Raw genomic sequence first — 23,177 nt, forward strand, 5'->3', positions numbered from 1 at the left:
TCGCCACGGATGGCAACGCTAAGCCCGTTGCCTCCAAATTTTGCCTGCAAGTCGGTCGTGTCGCGCGGGTGGCGGCAGGGAACAAATAATAATCAACAAGGAGTGAGCAATATGGAAAAAATCGCTTTTATCGGCCTCGGCAATATGGGCGGACCCATGGCCGCCAATCTGGCCAGGGCCGGTTACGATGTGACCGCCTTCGACCTGTCCGAAACGGCGCTGGCGCAGGCAGTTGCCAATGGCTGCGCGCGCGGCGAGAGTGCCCAGCAGTCAGTGCAGGGCGTCGACGTGGTGATCTCGATGCTGCCGAGCGGCGACGCGGTCAAGGGGCTCTACCTGGGCGCGCGCGGCCTGCTGCAGGCGCTGTCAGAAAACGCCCTGGTGATCGACTGCTCGACGATTTCCGCGGTCGACGCGCGCCAGCTGATCGCCGCCGCCAGTGAGCGGGGTATTCGCGCCGTGGACGCGCCGGTTTCCGGTGGTACCGCCGCGGCCGCCGCCGGCACCCTGTCGTTTATGTGCGGCGGCGACGCCGGAGCGGTGGACGCGGCGCGGCCTTTTCTGCAGGCGATGGGTGCCAGTATCTTCCACGCCGGCCCGGCGGGCTCCGGCCAGGTGGCCAAGATCTGCAACAACATGCTGCTCGCCATCCATATGATCGGCACCGCCGAGGCGCTGCAGCTGGGGGTGGATAACGGCCTGGACCCGACGGTGCTGTCGGACATCATGAAGGCCAGTTCCGGCGGCAACTGGTCGCTGGAGAAATACAATCCCTACCCGGGGGTGATGGACGGTGTACCCGCATCCAGCGGCTATGCCGGCGGCTTTGCGGTGGCGCTGATGCTGAAGGACCTGGGGCTGGCGATGGACACCGCCGCCGGCAGCGCCTCCTCCACGCCGCTGGGGGCGCTGGCGAAAAACCTCTACCAGCTGCACGGCGGCAGCGACGAGAACCGGCGCCTGGATTTTTCCAGTATCCAGAACCTGTTCCGCCGTCCGGCGGGGGAGGGGTAGTGGTGAGCGGTTGGTGGCCGGTGGAACAAACGTACAATTATCGCTGTCACAGGGACCCCTGCGGCGTTTACCTTCCACTTCTGTGACCCGGTAACTGTTCGGCGGGTAATAAGGCGGATAGAATCCGCGCAATTATTAACCAACAACAAATTGGGGAATTCCTATGCGTAAGATTGCAAAAGGTGTAGCTGCACTGGCGCTGGTTTGTTCTTCCGCCGCCTCCGCGGAGGGCGGTTACTGGGGCGCGACCGTGGGCCTGATGGACATAGACCAGAGAAACGTCGACAGCCCGCTCAATGTCGGCCTGCGCGGCGGCTATACGCTGCCGTCCGGCTGGGGCTTCGAGGCCGAGTACACCAACTCGCTGATCAGCGGCGAGGCGGATGTATTCGACGGTGACGTGGACGTGGATATCCAGACCCTGGCTGGCTACGGCACCTACCGCTCCTACGGCGACCTCTATTTCAAGGGCCGTCTGGGCCTGCTGTACGAAGACGTCTCCGTGGGCCGCTTCAGCGAGGACGATACCGGCATTTCCCTTGGCGCCGGTGTGGGCTTCAACTACAGCCCCAATACCAATGTCGAGCTGGAATACACCATGATCGAGGAAGATGTCGGCTTTTGGTCCGGCACCGTGACCCTGAATTTCTAACTATCCTCTCTCCAGGCGCGGTCGTCTGACCGCGCCGTCGACTCTGCGCAGTGCCGATTTCCTTGGTGTACAATGCGCGCCTTTCTATAGTTTCACCACTCTGTACTCAGCCCGCATTACCGAGGGAACACCATGTTTGATTCATCCGTCACACTTGCCTCCTACGACCCGGATATCTGGGAAGCCATCCAGGAGGAGGACCGTCGCCAGGAAGAGCATATCGAGCTGATCGCCTCCGAGAACTACACCAGTCCGCAGGTGATGGCGGCCCAGGGCAGCAGCCTGACCAACAAGTACGCCGAGGGCTACCCGGGCAAGCGCTACTACGGCGGCTGTGAATATGTCGACAAGGTGGAGACCCTGGCCATAGAGCGGGCCAAAAAGCTGTTCGGTGCCGACTACGCCAATGTGCAGCCGCACTCCGGCTCCCAGGCCAACTCCGCTGTCTATCAGGCGCTGTGCGCCCCGGGTGACACTGTGCTGGGCATGAGCCTGGCCCACGGCGGCCACCTGACCCACGGCGCGCGGGTGAACTTCTCCGGCAAGATCTACAACGCGGTGCAGTACGGCCTCAACCCCGAGACCGGCGAGGTGGATTACGAGGAAGTGGAGCGCCTGGCCCTGGAGCACAAGCCGAAGATGATCGTGGCCGGCTTCTCCGCCTACAGCCGCATCATGGACTGGGGCAGGTTCCGCGAGATCGCCGACAAGGTGGGTGCCTACCTGTTCGTGGACATGGCCCATGTGGCCGGCCTGGTGGCCGCCGGTGAATACCCGTCGCCGATACCCCACGCTGACGTGGTGACCTCCACCACCCACAAGACCCTGCGCGGCCCGCGCGGCGGTATCATCCTGGCCAAGGCCAACGAGGAGATCGAGAAGAAGCTCAACTCCGCCGTATTCCCCGGCGGCCAGGGCGGTCCGCTGATGCACGTGATCGCGGCCAAGGCGGTTTCCTTCAAGGAGGCCATGAGCCCCGAGTACAAGGCCTACCAGAAGAAGGTGGTTGAGAACGCCCGCGCCATGGCTGAAACTTTCCTGGATCGCGGTATCAATATCGTCTCCGGCGGTACCGACGACCACCTGATGCTGGTGGACCTGATCGGCAAGGAGTATACGGGCAAGGATGCGGACGAGGCCCTGGGCAATGCCAATATCACCGTAAACAAGAACGCGGTACCCAACGACCCGCGCTCGCCGTTTATTACCAGCGGCCTGCGCGTCGGCACCCCGGCGATCACCACCCGCGGTTTCGGCGTCAAGGAGACCCAGCAGCTGACCCACTGGATCTGCGATGTGCTGGACGCCCTGGAGAAGGGCGACGCCGAGGCGACCATCACCGAGGTGAAGCAGAAGGTGCTGGATATCTGCGCGCAGTACCCGGTGTACAAGGGCTGATAGCTGCAATATCCGGATTGTTCGATAGCGGCCCTGCGGGGCCGCTTTTTCGTGTTGGGCCGGTAGCGGGATGCCGCGCGCGCGGCTGTGGTAAACTGCGGCCCATTTTCAATCAGGGCCTATCCCCCATGCACTGTCCTTTCTGCAGCGCAGAAGAAACCAAAGTTGTCGATTCCCGCCTGGTGGCCGAGGGCGACCAGGTGCGTCGCCGGCGCGAGTGCCTGGAGTGCCACGAGCGCTTCACCACCTTCGAGACCGCCGAACTGCTGTTGCCCAGGGTGATCAAGCAGAACGGCCAGCGCGAGCCCTTCAACGAGGACAAGCTGCGCGCGGGTATCCAGCGTGCGGTCGAGAAGCGCCCGGTCAGCACCGAGCGGGTGGAATCTGCGGTATCGCAGATCAAGCACGCCCTGCAGGCCACCGGCGAGCGCGAGCTGCCGGCGCTCGCCATCGGTGAGCTGGTGATGGAGCAGTTGCGTGAAATGGACCAGGTGGCCTATGTACGCTTCGCCTCCGTGTACCGCCGTTTCGAGGATGTCAGCGATTTCAGCGAGGAGATAGAGCGCCTGACCAGCAAGCCTGTGGTGAAAGAATGAGCCAGTGCGAACTGATGGCGCGCGCGATACAGCTGGCGGAGCGCGGCCTCTACACCACCATGCCCAACCCCCGCGTCGGCTGTGTGATCGCCGATGACGGTGGTGAGATAGTCGGCGAGGGCTGGCACCGGCGCGCCGGCCTGCCCCATGCAGAGGTCGAAGCGCTGGACGATGCGGGCGAGCGCGCCCGCGGCGCCACTGTCTATGTGACCCTGGAACCCTGCAGCCATACCGGCCGCACCGGCCCCTGCGCCGACGCGCTGGTCGAGGCCGGCGTGGCCAGGGTGGTCTACGGCATGCAGGACCCAAACCCTACGGTCAGCGGCGAGGGGCTGCAGAAACTCAGGGATGCCGGAATCGAGGTAGAGGGGCCGTTGCTGGAGGAGCAGTGCCGCGCCCTCAACCCTGGCTTTATCAAGCGCATGACCCTGGGCCTGCCGCTGGTGCGCAGCAAGTCCGCCATGAGCCTGGACGGCCGCACCGCCATGGCCAGCGGCGAGTCCAAGTGGGTCACCGGCCCGGCCGCGCGCGCCGATGTGCAGCGGCTGCGCGCGCGCAGCTGCGCCATAGTCACCGGTGTGGAGACGGTGCGCTTCGACAATCCCAACCTGAATGTGCGCGCCGACGAGATGGCGCTGGAGCTGCTCGCCGCCGAGCAGGCAGCGGAAGTACAGCCACTCAGGGTCATCGTCGACAGTAAACTGCGCACGTCGCCCAAGGCCTTTATTTTGCAGGGCGACGCCCCCACATTGGTGGTCACCACCGAGGCGGCGGACCCGTCGCGCCGCGAACGCCTGGAACAGGCCGGCGCCGAGGTGCTGGTGCTGCCGGCGGGCAGCGACGGTCGTGTGGACCTGCTGGCACTGTTGCAGGAACTGGCGCGGCGCCAGTGCAACGAAGTGTTGGTAGAGAGCGGCGCCACCCTGTCCGGCGAATTCCTCTACCGCGGCCATGTGGACGAACTGATCGTCTATGTGGCGCCGAAGCTGCTCGGCAGCACGGCCAGGCCGCTGTTCGAGCTGCCCATCGAACGAATGGGCTCGGTGCTGCCGATTACCATTACCGATATGCGCGCGGTCGGACACGACTGGCGCATCACTGCGACAACCGATATAGAGCGCTGATGTTTACCGGAATTATCGAAGCCGTAGGCGAGATCGCAGAGCTGCAGCCGAAAGGCGGCGACCTGCGGGTTCGCGTCAAGACCGGCAAGCTGGACCTGTCCGATGTACAGCTGGGTGACAGCATCGCCACCAACGGCGTCTGCCTGACAGTGGTGGACCTGCCCGGCGACGGCTACTGGGCCGACGTTTCGGCGGAGACACTGAATGTGGCCAGCGTCGGCGAGTGGAAACTCGGAGACAGGGTCAACCTGGAAAAGGCGCTGACCCCGCAGACCCGCCTCGGTGGCCATATCGTCAGCGGCCACGTGGACGGTATCGGCGAGGTGGTTTGGCGCAAGTCCGAGGCCCGCGCCGAGCGCTTCCGCCTGCGCGCGCCGGATGGCCTGGCCAGGTACATCGCCCACAAGGGCTCCATCACCGTCGACGGCACCAGCCTCACGGTCAACGCCGTTGATGGCGCCGAGTTCGAACTCACCATAGTGCCGCACACGCTGCAGGAAACGGTGATGGACACCTATCGCGCGGGAACCCGGGTCAACCTGGAAGTGGACCTGATCGCGCGCTACCTGGAGCGGCTGCTGCTCGGCGACAAGGCCGCCGAGCCGGACAGCGGCGGGCTGACGGTGGAGTTTCTGGCACAGCACGGTTTTTACAAGGCGTGATCCGGCTTCGGGGTGGCCCTGCTACCGGGTGGCCCCTTGCGGGACAAGGGCTAGGCGCCCCCCTAAATACATCCCTGTAGGCTTGTCGGCGAGGTCCCTCTCGCCAACAGTCCCACAAGGGGCCACCCGGCATCAGGGCCTTTGCATCTAGCTGTGGGCCTGCCGACCGGCAACCAAAAAGAGAGATTTATGGAACTCAATACGGTTGAAGAACTGATCGACGATATCCGCCAGGGCAAAATGGTAATCCTGATGGATGACGAGGATCGCGAAAACGAGGGCGACCTGGTGATGGCCGCGGAGCAGGTGCGCGCCGAGGACATCAACTTTATGGCCACCCATGCCCGCGGCCTTATCTGCATGCCCATGTCCCGGGAGCGCTGCGAGCAGCTGGACCTGCCGCTGATGTCGCGGGACAACGGGGCCCAGTTCAGCACCAACTTTACCGTATCCATCGAGGCTGCCGAGGGTGTTACCACCGGTATCTCCGCCGCCGACCGCGCGCGCACCGTGCGCGCCGCAGTGGCCCGCAATGCCAAGCCGTCCGATATAGTCCAGCCCGGCCATATCTTCCCGATCATGGCCCAGCCCGGCGGCGTCCTGAGCCGCGCCGGTCACACCGAGGCCGGCTGCGACCTGGCGCGCCTGGCCGGTTTCGAACAGGCTGCGGTGATCGTCGAGATCATGAACGAAGACGGCACCATGGCGCGCCGCCCCGACCTGGAAAAGTTCGCCAAGGCCCACAGCCTGAAGATCGGCACCATCGCCGACCTGATCAATTATCGGGCCCTGAACGAGAAAACCGTCGAGTGTACCAACGAGCGCAAGGTGCACACCGAGTTCGGCGAGTTCAAGCTGCGTACCTACCTGGACAAGGCCCGTCGCGAGCGCCACTTCGCCTTTATCAAGGGGGAGCCGACGCCGGAGGAACCGACCCTGGTGCGCGTGCACGTGGCCAACACTACGCGCGATCTTTTCACACTGCGCCGCGGCGATGAGAAATTTGCGCCCTGGACTTTACACCGGGCGATGAAGAAAGTTGCCGAGGAGGGCAAGGGCGTAGTGGTTGTGATCTGTCACAACGAGACCACCGAGGAAATTGAAGAGGGCATCGACTGGCTGATCAGTGGCAAGCAGCAGCGCCCCAGCCAGGATCTCGTCTACAAACAGGTAGGCACCGGCTCGCAGATACTGCGCGACCTGAAAGTGCGCAAGATGCGTCTGATGAGCGCGCCGTTTAAATTCAGCGCCATCTCCGGTTTCGATCTGGAAGTGGAAGAGTATTTGAACGCTGACCAGGAATAATCAAGGAAAAATCATGAGCAATATTCAAGTGATCGAAGGCGATTTCGTCAACAGCCAGGGCAAGTACGCGCTGCTGGTCAGCCGCTGGAACAGTTTCGTCGTCGAGAGCCTGAAAGACGGCGCCCTCGATACCCTGCGTCGCAAGGGCATCAAGGATGAGGATATCACCATCTACTATGCGCCGGGCGCCTTCGAGTTTCCGCTGGCTGCACAGAAGCTGGCAGAGAGCAAAAAATTTGATGCAATCATCGCCCTGGGTGCGGTGATTCGCGGAGGCACTCCGCACTTCGAATATGTCGCCGGCGAGTGCACCAAGGGCCTGGCCCAGGTGTCCCTGAACAGCGGTATCCCGGTGACCTTCGGCGTGCTGACCGTAGACTCCATCGAGCAGGCCATAGAGCGCTCCGGCACCAAAGCCGGCAACAAGGGCTGCGAAGCGGCAGAAACCGCGCTGGAAATGGTTTCGCTGTTGGGCAAAATTTAATTTTCGGGACTCGGGACTCGGGACTCGGGACTCGGGACTCGGGACTCGCGTAGGGTGCGCCGTGCGCACCGAGAATTCCATGGTGCGCGCGGCGCACCCTACGGAAAACATATCGGATCTGAGAATGACAGTTACCGCATCCGCGCGCCGCAAAGCGCGTCACTTCGCCATGCAGGCCCTTTACCAGTGGCAGATGGCCGGCGCCAGCCTGAACTCTATCGAGGCCGAGTTCCGCGCCGACAACGATATGAGCAAGACAGACGTGGAGTACTTCCGCGATCTGTTCTACGGCGTGGCGAAAAACCTCGACGAGGTGGAGGGCGCTTTCACCCCGCACCTGGATCGCAATGTCGACGACCTGGACCCGGTATCGCGTGCGCTGCTGCGCATGTCCACCTACGAGCTGAAAAACCGTATCGACGTACCCTACAAGGTGGTGATCAACGAAGCGGTGGCACTGGCGAAAAAGTTCGGTCCCACCGACGCCTTCAAGTTTATCAACGGCATTCTGGACAAGACCGCGGCAGACCTGCGCGCTGCGGAAGTGGCTGCAGACAAGAACAGCTGAGATGCAGGCCACTCCGGGCGAGTTTGAAATCATCCGCGACTACTTCGCCGGCGCCCCCCGCGGCGAGGGTGTGGTGCTGGGCATCGGCGACGACTGCGCGCTGTTGCAGCCGCCGGCGGACGGCCTGCTCGCCACTTCGGTGGACACCCTGGTTGCCGGCAGGCACTTCCCCGCGGATGCAGACCCGGCGGCCATCGCCGCCCGTGCACTGCGGGTCAACCTGAGCGACCTGGCGGCGATGAACGCGCGCCCCCTTTGGTTCACCCTGGCACTGACCCTGCCGCACAGCGATGCGGAATGGCTACGCGGATTTGCCGACGGCCTACTACAGACTGCGCAGGCCTACGGCGTATCCCTGGTCGGCGGCGACACCACAAAGGGACCCCTGTCGATCACAATCCAGGTCACCGGCGGCAGCACTGCGCCGCTGCGCCGCGATGGCGCCAGTGTCGGCGATGCCGTCTATGTCAGTGGCCCGCTGGGTGCTGCGGCCGCGGCCCTGCCGCTGGTGCTGGGGCAGAAGCTGGCTGGCGACAGCGAGCGAAAAGAAGCGCAGCGGGCCTACTACTTCCCGGAACCGCAGCTGGCGACTGCCGCGGCCATAGCGCCGCTGGCCAGCAGTGCCCTGGATATCTCCGACGGCCTGCTGGCCGATCTCGGGCATATCTGCGAGCAGAGTCGCGTAAGCGCGGATATCGATTTACACGCATTGCCGGTGGCGGCAATAGCGCGGCAGCTCGCCGGTGAGGGCGCACTGGAACTGGCCGCTTGCGGTGGCGATGACTACCAGCTGTGTTTTACTGTCCCTCAGGAGCGTATTCCCGAGCTGGAGCAGCTCGGCCTCGAGGCGGTGCGTATAGGCACAGTGATCGAGGGCGCCGGCCTGAGTGACAACGGGGAAAGGGTGCGCGCCTGGCTCGATGGCGAGCGCTGGTTCCCCGAGTCCGCCGGCTACCAACATTTTTGAACGGAATATGAAAAATCCCAGCTTTGGCCAACTGCTGCGCGACCCGACCATGCTGCTGGCCTTCGGTTTCGGCTCCGGCCTGTCGCCCAGGGCGCCGGGCACTTTCGGCACTCTGGCCGCGATACCCTTCTGGTGGCTGCTCGCCGATCTCTCGCCGGGCTGGTACCTGGGCCTGGTAATAGTCTCCGCGCTGGTGGGTTGCTACCTGTGCGGCGCCGCCGCAGAAAAGCTCGGCGTGCACGATCATGGCGGTATCGTCTGGGACGAGTTCGTGGGTTACTGGCTCACCATGTTTATGGCCCCCGCCGGCTGGGGGTGGGCTCTGTACGGTTTTGTGCTCTTCCGGATATTCGATATCGCCAAGCCGCCGCCGATCCGCTGGGCGGACCAGAAGGTGCACGGTGGTGTCGGAATTATGCTGGACGATATACTGGCAGGCATATTTGCGGCGCTGGTATTGCAGCTGACCGCCCTGTTCATTGTCTAGGGAAGAACGATGCGCAATCTCCTCTTCACGCTGTGCCTGATCTTGCCGATGGTCGCGACTGCGCAGCAGGTGCAGCTGAAGGGGCTGTTCGGCAGCAGCGCCATGCTGGAAATCGACGGTCGCCAGCGGCTGCTGAAAGCGGGGCAGAAATCCCCGGAGGGCGTGCAGCTGGTCGAGGCCACTACCCGCTACGCACGGGTGAAAATTGACGGTCGCGAGCAGAAACTGACTCTGGATGCGCCGGTGGCCGCCAGCTACGAGAAGGCCAGCCGCGCCGAGGTGCGCCTGAAGCCAGACAGCCGCGGCCACTACAGCACCGGTGCCTGGGTCAACGGCCGCAGCGTGTCGATGATGGTGGATACCGGGGCCACCAGCATCGCGTTCAACTATCCCACCGCGCGCCGCCTGGGTTTGAATCTGGAGCGGGCGCAGCCGATTCGGGTGTCGACCGCCAATGGCATAGCCCGCGCCTATAAACTGAGTCTCGACAGCGTCACCATTGGCGGCATCAAACTGCACAATGTGGACGCCACTGTGCACGCGGACGATTTTCCCCAGGTCACCCTGCTGGGCAACAGCTTCCTGAGTCGGGTGGATATGGAGCAGCAGGGCGGCGTATTGATACTGCGCGCCCGCAATTGATTGAAGAGGTATTAAGTTGACCATTCGCTATGTGGAATCCTCCAAACTGCCCACGTCCTGGGGCATGTTTGAGATGCACGGCTTCGAAGATGTGGAAGCCGGCAAGGAGCATGTGGTGCTCACCATGGGGGATATAGACACGGACGAGCCGCTCCTGGCCCGCATCCACTCCGAGTGCCTGACCGGCGACGCCCTCTTTTCCCTGCGCTGCGACTGCGGCGCCCAGCTGCAGCACGCCATGCATCGCATCGCCATGGAAGGGCGTGGGGCCGTCTTCTACCTGCGCCAGGAGGGCCGCGGTATCGGCCTGCTGAACAAGATCCGCGCCTACCACCTGCAGGATTGCGGTGCCGATACGGTAGAAGCCAACGAGCAGCTGGGCTTCGGCGCCGATATGCGCGACTACTCCATCCTGAAGGCGATGGTGGACCACCTGGGAATCCAGTCCATTCGCCTGATGACCAACAACCCGCGCAAGGTGAAGGCGCTGGAGGAGCTGGGCATCAATGTGGTCGAGCGCCTGCCGCACCAATCGGGGCGCAATCCGCACAATGTGAAATACCTGTCCACCAAAAAGGGCAAGCTGGGGCATCTGTTCGACGAGAACGGCGAAGAGCAGGAGTGATTCGACGAATTACCTAATCCAGGGCGAACATAAGGTTCGCCCGAAGAGTGTTCCTTCGTCATTCCGGCGCAGGCCGGAACCCGGGGGCCACAGAACTGGATACCGGCCTGCGCCGGTATGACGAGCCAACAAATGCTTGATCAGCAACAGGGTTGCTGCTGGTTTTTTATCTCCGTTTGTTTTTTCCTTTGCGCCTTTCCACAAATACCGCGGTGCTTCGTCCGGGTAGGGTGAAGGTGCCCGTGTCGCGATCGAATTCCGCCTCGCGCAAGCGCGGATCGGCGGAGTGGCGCTGCAGCGGGTGCGGTTTCAGGCGCAGGCCGCGCAGGCCGTCGTGGCCGAACTGTACCGCCTCATCGTCGCCGTTGAACAGCACCAGTATCCGCTCGTAGCGATGATCCACTTCTCCGTCCGCATCCTGCAGCTGCATCGCGATCAGGCCGGGAACCTGTTCGGGTCCTGTATTGAGGAAGCTCAGGTGCCTCTCCACCGCCTCGGCAGTGGGCAGGCGGAACAGCGGTGAGCTGTTGCGGATAGCCAGCTGCTCGCGGAACAGGGCGATACTCCACAGGCGGTGCTTTTTCCCTGGTGCCAGCTCCGGATTGGCCAGCAGCGGCTGCATGATCCACCAGCTCTCCTCGTTCTTATCGGCAATCGGCAGGCCTTTGCCCCAGTTGCCATTCTCAAAGCTGAAGTCCAGCGCATTGAACCAGTCGCCGGAGTTGTAGCTGTCCCTGTCCATGGACTTGGAGCGCAGGAATTCCTGCCCGGCGTGGATAAACGGAATCCCCTGGGCGAAGAGCACCAGCGAGTTGCTGAAGGATTGCATGCGCACCCGCTCCTCCAGCGAAGCGGTACTGTTGGCCTTGATCTGCACGCCGTCGAACAGTGTTTCATTGTCGTGGGCGGCGATATAGTTGATCGACTCCTGCGGATCGGCGGTGTAACCGGTGGGCTGGCCGTTGTAAATCAGCTGTGCTCCAGTAATCGCATTGCCGTGTGAGTCGATCAGCGGGTAGTCCGCCAGGTTGCCGGCCAGGGAAATACGCACCTTGTCCGCCAGCGTCAGCAGGGTGGCGCGCTCGTCATCGCCGCCAAACTTCCCGTTGCTGTCGGTAAACAGCCCGGTGCCGAATCCCTGCTCCCCGTAGCCGCCGAACGGGTTGCCGCCGCGCACGCTGTCCCGCAAGCGGTCGTTGAAGGTGCCCACACCGGTGCCGGCCATATTGCCCTGGCGCGCCTGTACGAAGCGCGCATCGTCGGCCACCTCGCCGAAATTCCAGCCCTCGCCGTAGAGGTAGATGCTACGGCCGTCGACACCGTCATTTTCCGGTGTCAGCGACTGCAGGGCCGCCTGGGCCTTGAGGATATTGTCGCGACTGTGGTGACCCATCAGGTCGAAGCGGAAGCCGTCCATCTTATAGGCCTTGGCCCAGGTCAGCAGTGAGTCGAGCATCAGCTTTTCCATCATCGCGTGCTCACTGGCGGTGTTGGCGCAGCAGCTGCTCATCTCCACACCGCCGTCGCCGTTGCGGCGGTGGTAATAGCCGGGGACGATTTTATCGAGGATGGATTTGTCGTACTGGCCGTAGGAACTGGTGTGGTTGTAGACCACATCCATCACCACCCGCAGGCCGGCGCGGGACAGGCCCTGCACCATCTGGCGGAACTCGCGGATGCGCGCCACACCGTCGGGGTCCGTGCTGTAGCTGCCCTCGGGCACCGTGTAGTGCAGCGGGTCATAGCCCCAGTTGAAACCGTCGCTGTCGCGCACCGCGTTGACTGCCGCCTGCTGCTCTTCGCTGTCCGGCGCATAGACGGAAAGGTCCGGCGTCTGCACCTGTTGCGCCCGGTCCTCGTTGACGGTGGCGAAATCGAAAGCGGGCAGCAGGTGCACATGGGTCAGGCCGGCGCGGGCCAGGCGGGCCAGGTGACGCATGCCGTCGCTGCCGCGTTCGGCAAATGCCTTGAAGGTGCCGCGCGCATTTCCCGGCACCGTTTCATCCTCGATACTGAAATCGCGCACATGCAGCTCGTACACGGAGATGTCCTCCGCTTCCTGCAGCCGCGGCTTGCGCAACCGCTCCCAGCCGCGGGGTTTCAGGTCGCGGTCGTCCAGGTTGATCAGCTGGCTCTTGCCGCTGTTGATGGACAGGCTCAGGGAATAGGGGTCGGTGACCAGGTTGGTTTCCACCCGGCGGCTGAAATAGGAGTAGACCTCCACTTCGTAGAGATAGAAGCTGCGGTCCCACTGCTTGTCCACGGCCGCGGACCAGACGCCGGTATTTTCGTCGCGGCTCATGGGCACCACCATATCGGCCGTTTCGCTGGCTGCGTCGCCAAACAGGTGCAGCTTTACGCTGCGCGCCGTCGGAGCCCACAGCTTGAGGGCGATGGAGGCGTCGCCGACGACAGCACCCAGTTCGCCGTCGTAGTAGAAGCGGTCGTCAAGGGCACCGGCCAGCTGTACGCCGGTGGCGTCGCGGACCTGGCCGTCACTGCCGTAGACTGCCAGTGCCAGCTGCTGTGTCACCAGCTCACCGATCGCCGGTCCTCCGGTAGGCAGCTGCAGCGCGGTGAAGTCGGACAGGTGCGGGAATTTCTGTTGCGCCGCATCGGAGAGGACGGCTCTTTTCAGTGCTATTTCGCCATCGCCGCTGACGCCGTCGCTCTCCAGTTCCAGGTCGGCGTCGGCGCTGTAGTGCAGCTTGACGGTGTCGCCATCCTGCAGGGCGAAATTCCAGGCGAAGGTATCGCCGTCGACCCAGTGCGCCCTGTCCAGGCTCAGGTCGCCGCGGGGAATACCGCTGCTGCTGACGGTGACCTGCTTTGTTGCGGCATCGAAGGCAAAGTAGATTGCGTCGTTGTCCTCGGCCACGGTGAAGGCGACGTTGTTGCCCTGGCTGCCGTAGCTCTCATCCCAACGCTCGTCGATGGCCACCTTGAACTCGTAGTCGCCGGCGGCGATATCCGCGCTAACAAAGGTGTAGATACCGTCGCCGTCGGCGTCCTGCATCCAGCTCTGCAAACAGTCCGGCTGCCAGTTGCCGGGGCAGCCCAGCTGGTGTTGGAAATTGCCGGCCACTGTGGCGATGGTGCTGTTGAGGCTGTCGGCAATCCAGTGGCTCTCGTGGTCGTAGATAAACTTGATCTCGCGCCCGGCGGACAGGTTGAGCGGAATATTGGCGCCGTTGCGCCATCCGCCCTGGCCGTAGTTCTCGTCCCAGCTGCCGTTCAGCGCTGCCTTGTACTCCCAGTTGCCGGTGGCAACGAAGAAGCTGCCCTGCCATTTGTCGTCGCTGGCATCGTAGTCCAGCATGCTTGCGGCGCACTCCGGCTGCCAGTCTCCCGGGCAACCGAGCTGGCTCTGGATGGTGCCGGGAATATTGACCGCCGAGGGCGGTGGTGTATCGGAAGCCTGCGTCGGCAGGCAGGTGGCGCAGAGCAGGCCACAGAGCAGGAATCGCGCGCCTGGTCGACTCCGGTGATAGGGTTTTATCGATCGCATAGGTTTTGTCCCGGTTATTCTTATTTCTCCCGTGGCCAGAGCAGACTCTGCCACGCTGCCATTGAATCGCGGGGACAATAGCCTGGCATCCTACCCCGGGGAGGCGGAGCCGCCGGGTGACGGGGGAAGGGCGGGAAACGGGCGCCACGTCACAAAACTTTTATAAAAGTGTCACGGTGCGGCAACCGGGCTGGGACATTCTTGACCGCGAGTAGAAAGCGCGGTGGAACTTTGTACAGCGTCTATACTCAAACAATCAGGTTGAGGCGAGTCGAGAAAGGTGATGCACTCGTCGCAATCGGATGCGAAGGCCGGCTATAAGCCGGCTTTTCTTTTATGGGGCTATCGCTTGCACAGTGCTGACCCCCAGTGCTAAATTGCGCCCAAATATTCACCAGCGGAGGACGACTGATGATTGTATGCAGCCTTCGCCGGGCCCTTCAGCGCTAGAGCGCTTCCAGCCCGGCAATCAGGAACTATCCTAACCGTCGGGTTTCCCCTCGCCGGAAACCCTGTTGACCGCTCACGCGGTTGCTATTGAGGGTTTTTACCTTGAGTAAATCACTGATTTCCCGCCGCCCCCTGTTCGGGCGCGGCAGTTCCGCTGTGCCGACTCCCGGCGAACGTCGCCTTTCCGCATTGCAGCGCTTGGGCTGGAAGCCCTATTTCCAGCAGCAACTGACGCTGGAAGAGCTCAACGACTGTGAACCGCTGCGTGTAATGGCGGTGCACCGCAATCAGCTGGACCTGGCTGGCGAGAATGGCGAGCGGGCGCTGCCACTGACGCCTGCGCTGGTCTCTGACGATGTGCAGCGGAGGCCCACCATCGGCGACTGGCTCCTGCTGGAACGCGGTAGTGGCAAATTCCTGCGCCTGCTGGAACGCAGCAGCCAGTTCCAGCGCATGGCGCCCGGTGCCAGGCAGTTGCAGATGATCGCCGCCAACGTGGACAGCGTGCTGATCGTGTCTTCCTGTAACAAGGACTTCAATCTGTCGCGCCTTGAGCGCTACCTGGCACTGGTACGCGAAGCCGGCTGCCGCCCCTACCTGGTACTGACCAAGGCGGACCTGTGCGCCGAAACCGACACCTATACGGAAGCGTTGCACGGCTACCCGGATCTGCCGGTGGCGCTGGTCAACAGTCTGCTGCCGGACAGCGTGGCGCAACTGCGCCAGTGGTGCCTGCCCGGTGAGACCATTGCGTTATTGGGCTCTTCCGGTGTCGGCAAGTCGACCCTGCTGAACACCCTGTCCGGCGAACAGCTGGCCGCCACAGCCGGGATTCGTGAGGACGACAGCAAGGGCCGCCACACCACCCGCCACCGGGCCCTCTATCCGCTGGACTGGGGCGGCCTGCTGCTGGACAGCCCGGGCATGCGTGAGCTGGGGCTGGTCGACGTGGAGCAGGGCTTCGCCGCCACTTTCGGCGATATAGGCGCTCTGGCCGGCAACTGCCGCTTCGCCGACTGCCGCCACGATTCCGAGCCAGGCTGTGCGGTTCAGGGCGCGATAGAGTCCGGCGACCTGGACGAGCGGCGTCTGCGCAACTGGCGCAAGCTGGAGCGGGAGCTGGCGCGCAACAGCCGCACCCTGGCCGAGCAGCGCGCCGGCGACCGCGCCCTCGGGCAGTTTTACCGCGAGGTGCAGGGACACGCGCGGGAACGGAAGCTGCGCGGCGACTGATCCGACAGGCGGGGCGGCCATCCGCCGGTGGCCGCCCCGGCCGCTCCAGGCATTTGCGGCGCCTGCGGCCCTACACTGTGGTGATGGAGGTACGGCTATGTCCGAAACCTATATCGAAGCACCGGAAATCGTCGCGTCCAGCTGGCTGAATTCCGAGCGACCGCTGACATTGAGCGAATTGCGCGGCAAGGTGGTCTTGCTGCACGCCTTCCAGATGCTGTGCCCCGGCTGCCTGTTGCAGGGCACGCCCCAGGCCGCCGCGGCCGCGGAGTGTTTCGCTGACGAGCCCTTCCAGGCGATAGGCCTGCACACGGTGTTCGAGCACCACTCGGTGATGAACCCTGATGCGCTGAAGGTTTTCGCGCGTGAGTTCCGGCTGGCATTCCCGATTGCGGTGGACCAGCCGGCGGAGAACAGCGCGGTGCCGGTGACCATGCAGAAACTCGGCTTGCAGGGGACACCGTCGCTGGTGCTGATCGACAAGCGGGGGCTGATACGGTTTTCCCGCTTCGGGCAGGTGAGCGATATGCAGCTCGGTGGGATGATTGGGCAGTTGCTGGCCGAGTAGGGGCGAACACGAGGTTCGCCCCGGGGCATCAGCTTGAGGAGACTTGTCCCGCCGGCGCCGCCTTGGCCGGGGTGCCGGCGGCGCCGGCGCTCTGGGCTTTCATCCAATCGTCCATGCGCGCTTCCAGCAGGTTCAGTGGCAGGGCGCCGGCGCCCAGCAGCTGGTCGTGGAAGGCGCGGATATCGAAGTTGCTGCCCAGCTGCTGTTCGGCGCTGGCGCGCAGTTCCTTGATCTTCAGCTGGCCCAGCTTGTAGGCCAGGGCCTGGCCCGGCCATACCAGGTAGCGGTCGATTTCCACCGTGACGTCGTGCAGCGGCTTGGCACTGTTGTCCATGAAGTACTCAATCGCCTGTTCGCGGTTCCAGCCCAGCTGGTGCATGCCGGTATCCACCACCAGGCGCACGGCGCGCCACATATCGTAGGTCAGGGCGCCGAACTCGCTGTAGGGATCGGTGTATAGGCCCAGGTCGTAGCCGAGGCTCTCGGAGTAGAGGCCCCAGCCCTCGACGAAACCGGTGTAGAAGGTGAGCCGACGCAGCGGGTGAATGTCCTTCTGTTCCTGCGCCAGGGCTATCTGCAGGTGGTGTCCGGGCATGGCCTCATGCACCGTCAGTGCTTCCATCTCCCACTTGGGGCGGCTGGGCAGGTTGTAGGTATTGGCGAAGAAGACGCCGGCGCGACCGGCCTCGGCAGAGCCCGGCTGGTAGTAGGCGGTGGTCTGGGATTTTTCCGAATAGCCGGGGATGGGCTTAACGCCGTAGGGCAGCCGCGGCAGTGTGCCGAACAGGGCGGGCAGCTCGCCGTCGATGCGCTTGGCGATATCCCGGTAGCCCCGCATCAGTTCTTCCTTGTCGGAGTAATAGAAGCGCGGATCGGTGCGCAGGAACTCGGTGAATGCCTTGAAGTCGCCCTCGAAGCCGGTCTTCTGGATGATCCTGTCCATCTCGCCGCGGATGCGCTTCACCTCGGCCAGGCCGATGCGGTGTATCTCTTCAGGGCTCAGGGCTGTGGTGGTGTTGTCGCGCACCTTATGTGCGTACCAGCGCAGGCCGTCCGGCATGCTGGTAAAGGCGGTGTCGACCACGGCGCCGGGGATATAGTCGCGTTCGACGAACTCCGCCAAGGCGCGCCAGGCCGGTACCACTTCCTTGTGATATAGCGCGTAGGCGCGATTCTGCAGGCGGCGCTGCTGGCCGGCGGCGATAGAGCGTGGCATCTCGTTGAAGGCTTTCAGCAGCGGGCTCTGTTTGGGATCGCCGGGAATCAGTGCGCGTATCTGCCCCGGCAGGTCGCGCAGGGTGATCTGCGGCGGGGTTATCTTCTTCTCCAGGCCCTCCTGCATCAGCGCCCGGGTCTGCGTCACCAGTGCCGGCAGCTTTTCCAGCCGGGCCAGCAGGGTCTCGTAATCGGCTGCGCTGCGCTTGGGCATGCTGTTCAGCACACCGGGCACATTGCGCTGAATGCCGTCCATATGGCTGACCGGCAGCAGGTGGTCCGGGAACTGGAAGCCCTTCACCTCATTCAGCAGATCCTGGTACAGCAGCTGGTAGTCGAGCTGCTGGTTCTCGGGCAGCTTCTCGCTGTCGATATGGCGGCTGGCGGCCAGCATGCGGCGGGTCTGTTCGCGGCGGCGCTCTATGCCGTCCATGGAGGCGTCGGTCCAGCGGTCGTTGACGCCGGGGTAGCCCTCGTAGGTGGCCCAGCCCGGGAAGCTCTCCATGACCCAGCGGTAGCGCAGGTCCTGCAGCGCCTGCAGCTGTTCGCTGGCGCCCTTTTTCGGCAGGGCGTCGAAGACCTTCTCGAAGGCCTTCTCTTCCATCGCCGAGGCGCCGGTGGCGGCCAGGGTTGCGGAGAGCAGTAGGGTTTTGGCTAGTTTCGACATGGGTCCCCCTCGAATCGGATACAAGAAAAAGGCCCTGATCGGGCCTTTCAAATTATTCAGATAGCGGCCGCCTGGCCCTCGCAGTCCCCGCCGTTCAGCAGCTGCAGGCGCCGGCGGATCTGTTCCTCGATACCGGCGGCGTCGAGGCCTGCGGCGGCGAGCAGGTCCTTGTGTTTGCCGTGCTCGATGATGGCGTCCGGCAGGCCCAGCTGCAGTAGCGGGATCAGGGTGCCGTTGCTGTTCAGGTATTCCATCACGGCGCTGCCGGCGCCACCGGCGACGGTGTTTTCCTCGACGGTGACCAGCAGCTGGTGGTTCGCTGCCAGCTCATCGATCAGTGTCTCGTCCAGTGGCTTGACCCAGCGCATATCGACAACTGTCGCGCCGAGTTTTTCCGCGGCGGCCGTCGCCGGGGCCAGCAAGGTACCGAAATTCAGGATTGCGACCCGGGCCCCGTCCCGTACCGGTCGACCTTTGCCCAGCGGCAGTTCGGACATCTCTTGCTGGATTTCTGCGCCCGGGCCGGTGCCGCGCGGGTAGCGCACCGCGGCCGGGCCACTGTGCCGATAGGCGGTGTAGAGCAGCTGGCGGCACTCGTTCTCGTCGCTGGGTGCGGCTATGGCCATATTCGGCAGGCAGCGCATATAGGTCAGGTCGAAGCTGCCGGCGTGTGTCGGGCCGTCTTCGCCCACCAGGCCGGCCCTGTCGATGGCGAATGTGACATCCAGGTCCTGGATGGCCACATCGTGTACCAGCTGGTCGTAGCCGCGTTGCAGGAAGGTGGAGTAGATGGCCACCACGGGTTTCTGTCCCTCGCAGGCGAGACCGGCGGCGAGGGTCACCGCGTGCTGTTCGGCGATGGCAACATCGTGGAAGCGTTCCGGGAAGCGCCCGGCGAACTCCACCATGCCGGAGCCCTCGCACATGGCCGGGGTGATGGCGACCAGTTTGTCGTCGCGCTCGGCCGTATCGCACAGCCAGCGTCCGAAGATATCCTGGTATTTGGGCTTTTTCTTCTCGCCGCCACTCTCCCCCGGATATGGGGCGACCTGCACCTTGGGCTCAGGCTCCAGCTTGTTCAGCGCGTGATAACCGACCGGGTCTTCCTCGGCGGGGCCGAAGCCCTTGCCCTTGGTGGTGACGATATGCAGCAATTGCGGGCCGCGCTGGGCGCGCAGGTTGCGCAGCGTGTGCACCAGGTCGTGCATATTGTGGCCGTCCACCGGACCCACATAGTTGAAGCCCAGCTCCTCGAACAGGGTGCCGGGGGTGATCATGCCCTTGACGTGTTCCTCGGTGCGCCGCGCCAGCTGCCAGGCCTTGGGAATTTTCGACAGAATCCTGCGGCTGCCCTCGCGCATGCTCAGGTAGGTCTTGCTGGCGAGTATCCTGGCGAAGTAGGTGGCCAGACCACCGACGTTCTTGGAGATTGACATGCGGTTGTCATTCAGGACCACCAGCATGTCCTTGCCGGTGTGGGCGGCGTGGTTCAGGGCCTCGAAGGCCATGCCGGCGGTCATGGCGCCGTCGCCGATCACCGCCACTGCCTTGCGCTCGTCCGGGGAACCCAAGGCCATACCCAGGGCGGCGCTGATGGAGGTGCTGGAATGTCCCACCCCGAAGGTGTCGTAGGGGCTCTCGCTGCGCTTGGGGAAGCCGGACAGGCCGCCCTGTTGGCGCATGCTCAGCATCTGCTCGCGGCGGCCGGTCAGTATCTTGTGCGGATAGGTCTGGTGACCCACATCCCACACCAGCCGGTCTTCCGGGGTGTTGTAGATGTAGTGCAGGGCGATGGTCAGTTCCACCACGCCCAGCCCGGCACCGAAGTGGCCGCCGGTCTGGCCGACGCAGTACAGCAGGTATTCGCGCAGCTGACTGGCCAGTTCCGGCAGCTGGCGCTCGTCGAGAGTGCGCAGTTGGGCTGGTTCGTCGATGGAGTCGAGCAGCGGTGTCTGCGGCCTTGTGCGTGGGATTTCGTCGAACATCAAACGTATCAATTGCAACCGATGTATAAGAGGGGAGATTGTATGCCTGTGACGGGGATAAGCAAACCAGTGCGGAATGCGGAATGATGAATGCGGAATTCGCGATCCGGCCAGGTGCCGCGGAATTGGCCTTAGCCGCGGTTGGACTTTCGGCACCTACGAGGCTGGTTCGCGGCCGGTGTGCGTCCCGGCTGGCACGGTGTCAAGACGCGTATTCCGCATTCATCATTCCGCATTCATCATTCCGCATTCATCATTCCGCATTTAATTCAGTGACCGCGCTGGACTATGTAGTCGGCCAGTTGCTGCAGCAGGGAAGTGTCGCCATCCAGCTGCGCCAGTGCATCGACGGCCTGGTGGTGCAGTCCGTCCAGCTTCTCCCGCGCGCCGTCGAGGCCCAGTAGCGAAACATAGGTCGGCTTGTTGAGGGCGGCGTCGGCACCCTGGGTCTTGCCGAGGGTGGCGGTGTCGGCGGTGACGTCGAGGATATCGTCCTGGACCTGGAAGGCCAGCCCTATGGCTTCCGCGTAGCGGGTGATGGCCGACAGCTGCGTCTCGCTGGCGCCAGCGAGCAGGGCGCCGATTCGGGCGGAGGCGCGGATCAGGGCGCCGGTTTTGAGGCGGTGCATGTTTTCCAGCTCGGCGAGGCCCAGGGCCCGTCCGACCGAGCCGAGGTCTATGGCCTGGCCGGCAACCATGCCGCGGCCGCCTGCAGCCTCTGCCAGTTCCTCTATCAGGCGCAGTTTGGCTTCGGCGCCGGCATCGCTCGAGAGCAGCAGTTCGAACGCCAGTGTCTGCAGGGCATCGCCGGCCAGGATCGCGCTGGCTTCGTCGAATTCGATATGGCAGGTGGGGCGGCCGCGACGCAGGTCGTCGTCGTCCATTGCCGGCAGGTCGTCGTGCACCAGGGAGTAGGCGTGGATACACTCCAGTGCGGCGGCGGCCGCGTCGCAGCCGGCCGGGTCAAACTGCTGCCCTTGCAGTGTTTGTGTACAGGCGTAGACCAGGGCCGGGCGCAGGCGCTTGCCGGGGCCGAGGGCCGCGTAGCGCATGGCAGCGAACAGTTTGTCCGCGCCACAGGTGGGGTGGGCGAGCGCACTGTTCAATGTGGCTTCGACACGGGCCGAGGCCTGCCGCAGGAAGGTCTGCAACTCTGCAGACAGGGGTTCTGCTGCGCTCACTCAGGCGTCTTCCGCACCGTCGTCGGCGTCGAAGGGCAGCTCGCGAATAGTGCCGCTCTCTTCCATCAGTACCTTGACCTTCTGCTCGGCAGTGGCGAGTTTCTGCTGGCACTCGCGGGTGAGCTTTACGCCGCGTTCGAAGTCCGCCAGCGCCTCCTCTAAAGGCAGGTCGCCCGCCTCCAGGCGCTCGACCAGCTGCTCCAGTTCTCCCAGGGCCTCTTCGAAGGTTGCCGATTTCTTTTTTGCCGCCATTGCATCGCCTCATTCAATCGCCGGGCAACCTTAGCCGCTGGCGTCAGAAGGGTCAATTGGAACCCGTGTGCTGGGCTCAGTCCCCGTTGGATTGCGCCTGCACTTCGAGCGACATCAGGTAGTGCGCCAGGGCGCGTTTCTGTGTACCGCTGAAGCCGTAGCTGGGCATTGGCGGTGTGGGGGTGTCGAAGTAGTCCGCCAGTGACTGCAGATTGTATTTTTTCGCCAGGTCCCGTAGTGGCACCTGGGCCTTATGGCAGCGGGCGCAGCCGTGGCGGCGGTAGAGCTCCTCGCCGCGCTGGGAGGCGCCGGAATCGATAACCAGGGGTTTGTGCGGTGCCTGTATCCGCGGCTTTTTACCCGCGGTTGCCCGCGCAGAGCGCCTGTTTTCACTCGCCACCCGGTAGATGGCGCCGACGTAGTCGTCGGAGATATAGATATTACCGCTGTCGTCCTCGGCGATGGCGACGGGCCGGCCATGTACTTCCGACCTGTCCTCGCTGAGAAAACCCCAGAGGAAATCCCGCTGGCGGATATTGCCCCGCTCGTCCCAGTGCAGGGAGACCACCTTGTAGCCGTCTTTGGTGCTGCGGTTCCAGGATCCGTGCAGCGCCACCAGGGCGGCGTCGCGGTAACCCGGCGGCTGGGCCGGGCTGCGCAGGAAGGTGATGCCCAGCGGCGCATTGTGGGCGGGGAAGTCGTGCACCGGCGGGCGCGATGTGGCGATCTTCTCCTCGATCTCCACACTGGCGTCGACACCGAAGTCCGGGTCGGGCACCCGGTTGCCATTGGCGTAGGGCCAGCCGTAGAAGGCGCCTTTTTCCACCAGATTCAGTTCGCAGGGGGGGAAGTCATCGCCGAGCCAGTCGCGGCCGTTGTCGGTGGCGTAGAGGCCGCCGTCTTTCGGCGACCAGTCGAAACCGACGCTGTTGCGCAGACCGGTGGCGTAGATTTCCAGATCGCTGCCGTCGGGCTGGAAGCGCATTATGGTGGCGCGCCGGGGGTCTTCCTCTTCGCACACATTGCAGGTGGAGCCGCTGCTCAGGTAGATCCAGCCGTCCGGCCCCATGGCGATGGTCTTGGTCCAGTGGTTGCCCTCGTCGGCGAGACCGTCAACGATCTTCAGGTAGCTGCCGGCCAGGCGGCCGTCCGAGTGATCGAAGGGCACCCGGCCGACGCCATCGCTCTCGGCGATATACAGCCAGTCCTCGTGCAGGAAGAGTCCGTGCGGGCGGCGCAATCCGTCGATCAATACGCGCTGGCCGTCGGTGCGGCCGTCGCGGTCGTTGTCCGCCTGCAGCAGGGCCACACGACCGCGTTTGGGTTGCGAGACGATGACATCGCCGCGACGGGTTACGGCAAGCCAGCGGGCGTTTGGCACTGCGTCGGCGAAGAGTTCAACGTGGAATCCGTCGGCGACGTGAATTTGCTGCTCGACTGTTTCCTCGTCAGTTTCGGCGCCGCCGGTCAGCTGCTTCCAGGGCACGCTGACGCCGGGCGCGAACAGAACCAGGGTTGTGAGGGCTGTACCCAGGGCGAGTAGAAAAATTAGCGTGTATTTCAACAGGCTTTTCACGACAATGGTTGATCCTGT

Annotated in this window: 21 protein-coding genes; 15 read left to right on the top strand and 6 right to left on the bottom strand. The window is 63.8% G+C overall.

Annotated features, from left to right (window positions below; all coding sequences use genetic code 11):
* The first annotated feature begins 9 nt into the window (after positions 1–9).
* The 13 genes from mmsB (at position 10) to ribA (ending at position 10,524) form a co-directional block, all read left to right on the top strand.
* Positions 10–1,014 (top strand): 3-hydroxyisobutyrate dehydrogenase, encoded by a 1,005-nt coding sequence (gene mmsB, locus IG627_RS01990; RefSeq protein WP_193189466.1) that lies wholly within the window; start codon positions 10–12, stop codon positions 1,012–1,014.
* Between the two features lie 163 nt (positions 1,015–1,177).
* On the top strand, positions 1,178–1,666 hold the full coding sequence (locus tag IG627_RS01995) for an outer membrane beta-barrel protein (protein WP_193189467.1): 489 nt from the start codon (positions 1,178–1,180) through the stop codon (positions 1,664–1,666).
* 132 nt (positions 1,667–1,798) lie between these two features.
* Positions 1,799–3,064 (top strand): serine hydroxymethyltransferase, encoded by a 1,266-nt coding sequence (glyA, locus tag IG627_RS02000; RefSeq protein ID WP_193189468.1) that lies wholly within the window; start codon positions 1,799–1,801, stop codon positions 3,062–3,064.
* A 128-nt stretch (positions 3,065–3,192) separates the two neighbouring features.
* Positions 3,193–3,660, top strand: coding sequence for a transcriptional regulator NrdR (gene nrdR / locus IG627_RS02005; protein ID WP_193189469.1), 468 nt, complete (start codon positions 3,193–3,195; stop codon positions 3,658–3,660).
* Positions 3,657–4,784, top strand: a complete 1,128-nt coding sequence (gene ribD / locus IG627_RS02010; RefSeq protein WP_193189470.1) for a bifunctional diaminohydroxyphosphoribosylaminopyrimidine deaminase/5-amino-6-(5-phosphoribosylamino)uracil reductase RibD — start codon at positions 3,657–3,659, stop codon at positions 4,782–4,784. Before nrdR ends, ribD begins: the two co-directional genes overlap by 4 nt.
* On the top strand, positions 4,784–5,446 hold the full coding sequence (locus IG627_RS02015) for a riboflavin synthase (protein ID WP_193189471.1): 663 nt from the start codon (positions 4,784–4,786) through the stop codon (positions 5,444–5,446). The genes ribD and IG627_RS02015 overlap by 1 nt, the downstream gene beginning before the upstream one ends.
* Positions 5,447–5,635: 189 nt before the next feature.
* Positions 5,636–6,751, top strand: a complete 1,116-nt coding sequence (gene ribBA / locus IG627_RS02020; RefSeq protein ID WP_193189472.1) for a bifunctional 3,4-dihydroxy-2-butanone-4-phosphate synthase/GTP cyclohydrolase II — start codon at positions 5,636–5,638, stop codon at positions 6,749–6,751.
* Positions 6,752–6,764: 13 nt separating this feature from the next.
* Complete coding sequence (ribH, locus tag IG627_RS02025) at positions 6,765–7,235, top strand: 6,7-dimethyl-8-ribityllumazine synthase (RefSeq protein ID WP_193189473.1); 471 nt, start codon at positions 6,765–6,767, stop codon at positions 7,233–7,235.
* 124 nt (positions 7,236–7,359) lie between these two features.
* Complete coding sequence (gene nusB / locus IG627_RS02030; RefSeq protein WP_193189474.1) at positions 7,360–7,803, top strand: transcription antitermination factor NusB; 444 nt, start codon at positions 7,360–7,362, stop codon at positions 7,801–7,803.
* Position 7,804: 1 nt separating this feature from the next.
* The gene (thiL, locus tag IG627_RS02035; protein ID WP_193189475.1) at positions 7,805–8,770 is read left to right on the top strand and encodes a thiamine-phosphate kinase; all 966 of its coding nucleotides are present in this window, start codon (positions 7,805–7,807) and stop codon (positions 8,768–8,770) included.
* Between the two features lie 7 nt (positions 8,771–8,777).
* Entirely contained in the window at positions 8,778–9,257 is a 480-nt protein-coding gene (locus tag IG627_RS02040; RefSeq protein WP_193189476.1) for a phosphatidylglycerophosphatase A family protein, read from the top strand.
* 9 nt (positions 9,258–9,266) lie between these two features.
* Positions 9,267–9,899 carry a retropepsin-like aspartic protease family protein gene (locus IG627_RS02045; protein WP_193189477.1) on the top strand — a complete coding sequence of 211 codons (633 nt, stop codon included), beginning with the start codon at positions 9,267–9,269 and terminating at the stop codon, positions 9,897–9,899.
* A gap of 16 nt (positions 9,900–9,915) precedes the next feature.
* Positions 9,916–10,524 carry a GTP cyclohydrolase II gene (gene ribA / locus IG627_RS02050; RefSeq protein WP_193189478.1) on the top strand — a complete coding sequence of 203 codons (609 nt, stop codon included), beginning with the start codon at positions 9,916–9,918 and terminating at the stop codon, positions 10,522–10,524.
* A gap of 166 nt (positions 10,525–10,690) precedes the next feature.
* Here the strand turns inward: ribA and pulA are convergent, their stop codons facing one another.
* Positions 10,691–14,032 carry a pullulanase-type alpha-1,6-glucosidase gene (gene pulA / locus IG627_RS02055; protein ID WP_193189479.1) on the bottom strand — a complete coding sequence of 1,114 codons (3,342 nt, stop codon included), beginning with the start codon at positions 14,030–14,032 and terminating at the stop codon, positions 10,691–10,693.
* Positions 14,033–14,584: 552 nt separating this feature from the next.
* Between pulA and rsgA the strand changes: the two genes are divergently transcribed.
* A complete protein-coding gene (rsgA, locus tag IG627_RS02060; RefSeq protein WP_226864621.1) occupies positions 14,585–15,715 on the top strand; it encodes a ribosome small subunit-dependent GTPase A in 1,131 nt (376 codons plus the stop codon).
* Between the two features lie 97 nt (positions 15,716–15,812).
* Positions 15,813–16,283: a peroxiredoxin family protein gene (locus tag IG627_RS02065; protein ID WP_193189480.1), complete on the top strand. Its 471-nt coding sequence runs from the start codon at positions 15,813–15,815 to the stop codon at positions 16,281–16,283.
* Positions 16,284–16,311: 28 nt separating this feature from the next.
* Here IG627_RS02065 and IG627_RS02070 read toward each other — a convergent pair whose 3' ends face one another.
* The 5 genes from IG627_RS02070 to IG627_RS02090 all read right to left on the bottom strand — a co-directional run bounded on the left by IG627_RS02070 (position 16,312) and on the right by IG627_RS02090 (position 23,147).
* A complete protein-coding gene (locus tag IG627_RS02070) occupies positions 16,312–18,165 on the bottom strand; it encodes a DUF885 domain-containing protein (RefSeq protein WP_193189481.1) in 1,854 nt (617 codons plus the stop codon).
* Between the two features lie 56 nt (positions 18,166–18,221).
* Positions 18,222–20,150 carry a 1-deoxy-D-xylulose-5-phosphate synthase gene (gene dxs, locus IG627_RS02075; RefSeq protein WP_193189482.1) on the bottom strand — a complete coding sequence of 643 codons (1,929 nt, stop codon included), beginning with the start codon at positions 20,148–20,150 and terminating at the stop codon, positions 18,222–18,224.
* Between the two features lie 269 nt (positions 20,151–20,419).
* The gene (locus IG627_RS02080; protein WP_377483193.1) at positions 20,420–21,313 is read right to left on the bottom strand and encodes a polyprenyl synthetase family protein; all 894 of its coding nucleotides are present in this window, start codon (positions 21,311–21,313) and stop codon (positions 20,420–20,422) included.
* An 18-nt stretch (positions 21,314–21,331) separates the two neighbouring features.
* Positions 21,332–21,583: an exodeoxyribonuclease VII small subunit gene (gene xseB / locus IG627_RS02085; RefSeq protein WP_193189483.1), complete on the bottom strand. Its 252-nt coding sequence runs from the start codon at positions 21,581–21,583 to the stop codon at positions 21,332–21,334.
* 76 nt (positions 21,584–21,659) lie between these two features.
* Positions 21,660–23,147: a PQQ-dependent sugar dehydrogenase gene (locus IG627_RS02090; protein WP_193189689.1), complete on the bottom strand. Its 1,488-nt coding sequence runs from the start codon at positions 23,145–23,147 to the stop codon at positions 21,660–21,662.
* Positions 23,148–23,177: the final 30 nt, after the last annotated feature.

Origin of the sequence: Microbulbifer taiwanensis (assembly GCF_014904815.1) — a bacterium.
GTDB classification, from domain to species: Bacteria; Pseudomonadota; Gammaproteobacteria; order Pseudomonadales; family Cellvibrionaceae; genus Microbulbifer; species Microbulbifer taiwanensis.

Excerpts from the sequence above, each read along its gene's own strand:
- mmsB (WP_193189466.1), top strand. The coding sequence starts at position 10 with ATGGCAACGCTAAGCCCGTTGCCTCCAAATTTTGCCTGCAAGTCGGTC.
- IG627_RS01995 (WP_193189467.1), top strand. The coding sequence starts at position 1,178 with ATGCGTAAGATTGCAAAAGGTGTAGCTGCACTGGCGCTGGTTTGTTCT.
- glyA (WP_193189468.1), top strand. The coding sequence starts at position 1,799 with ATGTTTGATTCATCCGTCACACTTGCCTCCTACGACCCGGATATCTGG.
- nrdR (WP_193189469.1), top strand. The coding sequence starts at position 3,193 with ATGCACTGTCCTTTCTGCAGCGCAGAAGAAACCAAAGTTGTCGATTCC.
- ribD (WP_193189470.1), top strand. The coding sequence starts at position 3,657 with ATGAGCCAGTGCGAACTGATGGCGCGCGCGATACAGCTGGCGGAGCGC.
- IG627_RS02015 (WP_193189471.1), top strand. The coding sequence starts at position 4,784 with ATGTTTACCGGAATTATCGAAGCCGTAGGCGAGATCGCAGAGCTGCAG.
- ribBA (WP_193189472.1), top strand. The coding sequence starts at position 5,636 with ATGGAACTCAATACGGTTGAAGAACTGATCGACGATATCCGCCAGGGC.
- ribH (WP_193189473.1), top strand. The coding sequence starts at position 6,765 with ATGAGCAATATTCAAGTGATCGAAGGCGATTTCGTCAACAGCCAGGGC.
- nusB (WP_193189474.1), top strand. The coding sequence starts at position 7,360 with ATGACAGTTACCGCATCCGCGCGCCGCAAAGCGCGTCACTTCGCCATG.
- thiL (WP_193189475.1), top strand. The coding sequence starts at position 7,805 with ATGCAGGCCACTCCGGGCGAGTTTGAAATCATCCGCGACTACTTCGCC.
- IG627_RS02040 (WP_193189476.1), top strand. The coding sequence starts at position 8,778 with ATGAAAAATCCCAGCTTTGGCCAACTGCTGCGCGACCCGACCATGCTG.
- IG627_RS02045 (WP_193189477.1), top strand. The coding sequence starts at position 9,267 with ATGCGCAATCTCCTCTTCACGCTGTGCCTGATCTTGCCGATGGTCGCG.
- pulA (WP_193189479.1), bottom strand. The coding sequence starts at position 14,032 with ATGCGATCGATAAAACCCTATCACCGGAGTCGACCAGGCGCGCGATTC.
- IG627_RS02065 (WP_193189480.1), top strand. The coding sequence starts at position 15,813 with ATGTCCGAAACCTATATCGAAGCACCGGAAATCGTCGCGTCCAGCTGG.
- IG627_RS02070 (WP_193189481.1), bottom strand. The coding sequence starts at position 18,165 with ATGTCGAAACTAGCCAAAACCCTACTGCTCTCCGCAACCCTGGCCGCC.
- dxs (WP_193189482.1), bottom strand. The coding sequence starts at position 20,150 with ATGTTCGACGAAATCCCACGCACAAGGCCGCAGACACCGCTGCTCGAC.
- xseB (WP_193189483.1), bottom strand. The coding sequence starts at position 21,583 with ATGGCGGCAAAAAAGAAATCGGCAACCTTCGAAGAGGCCCTGGGAGAA.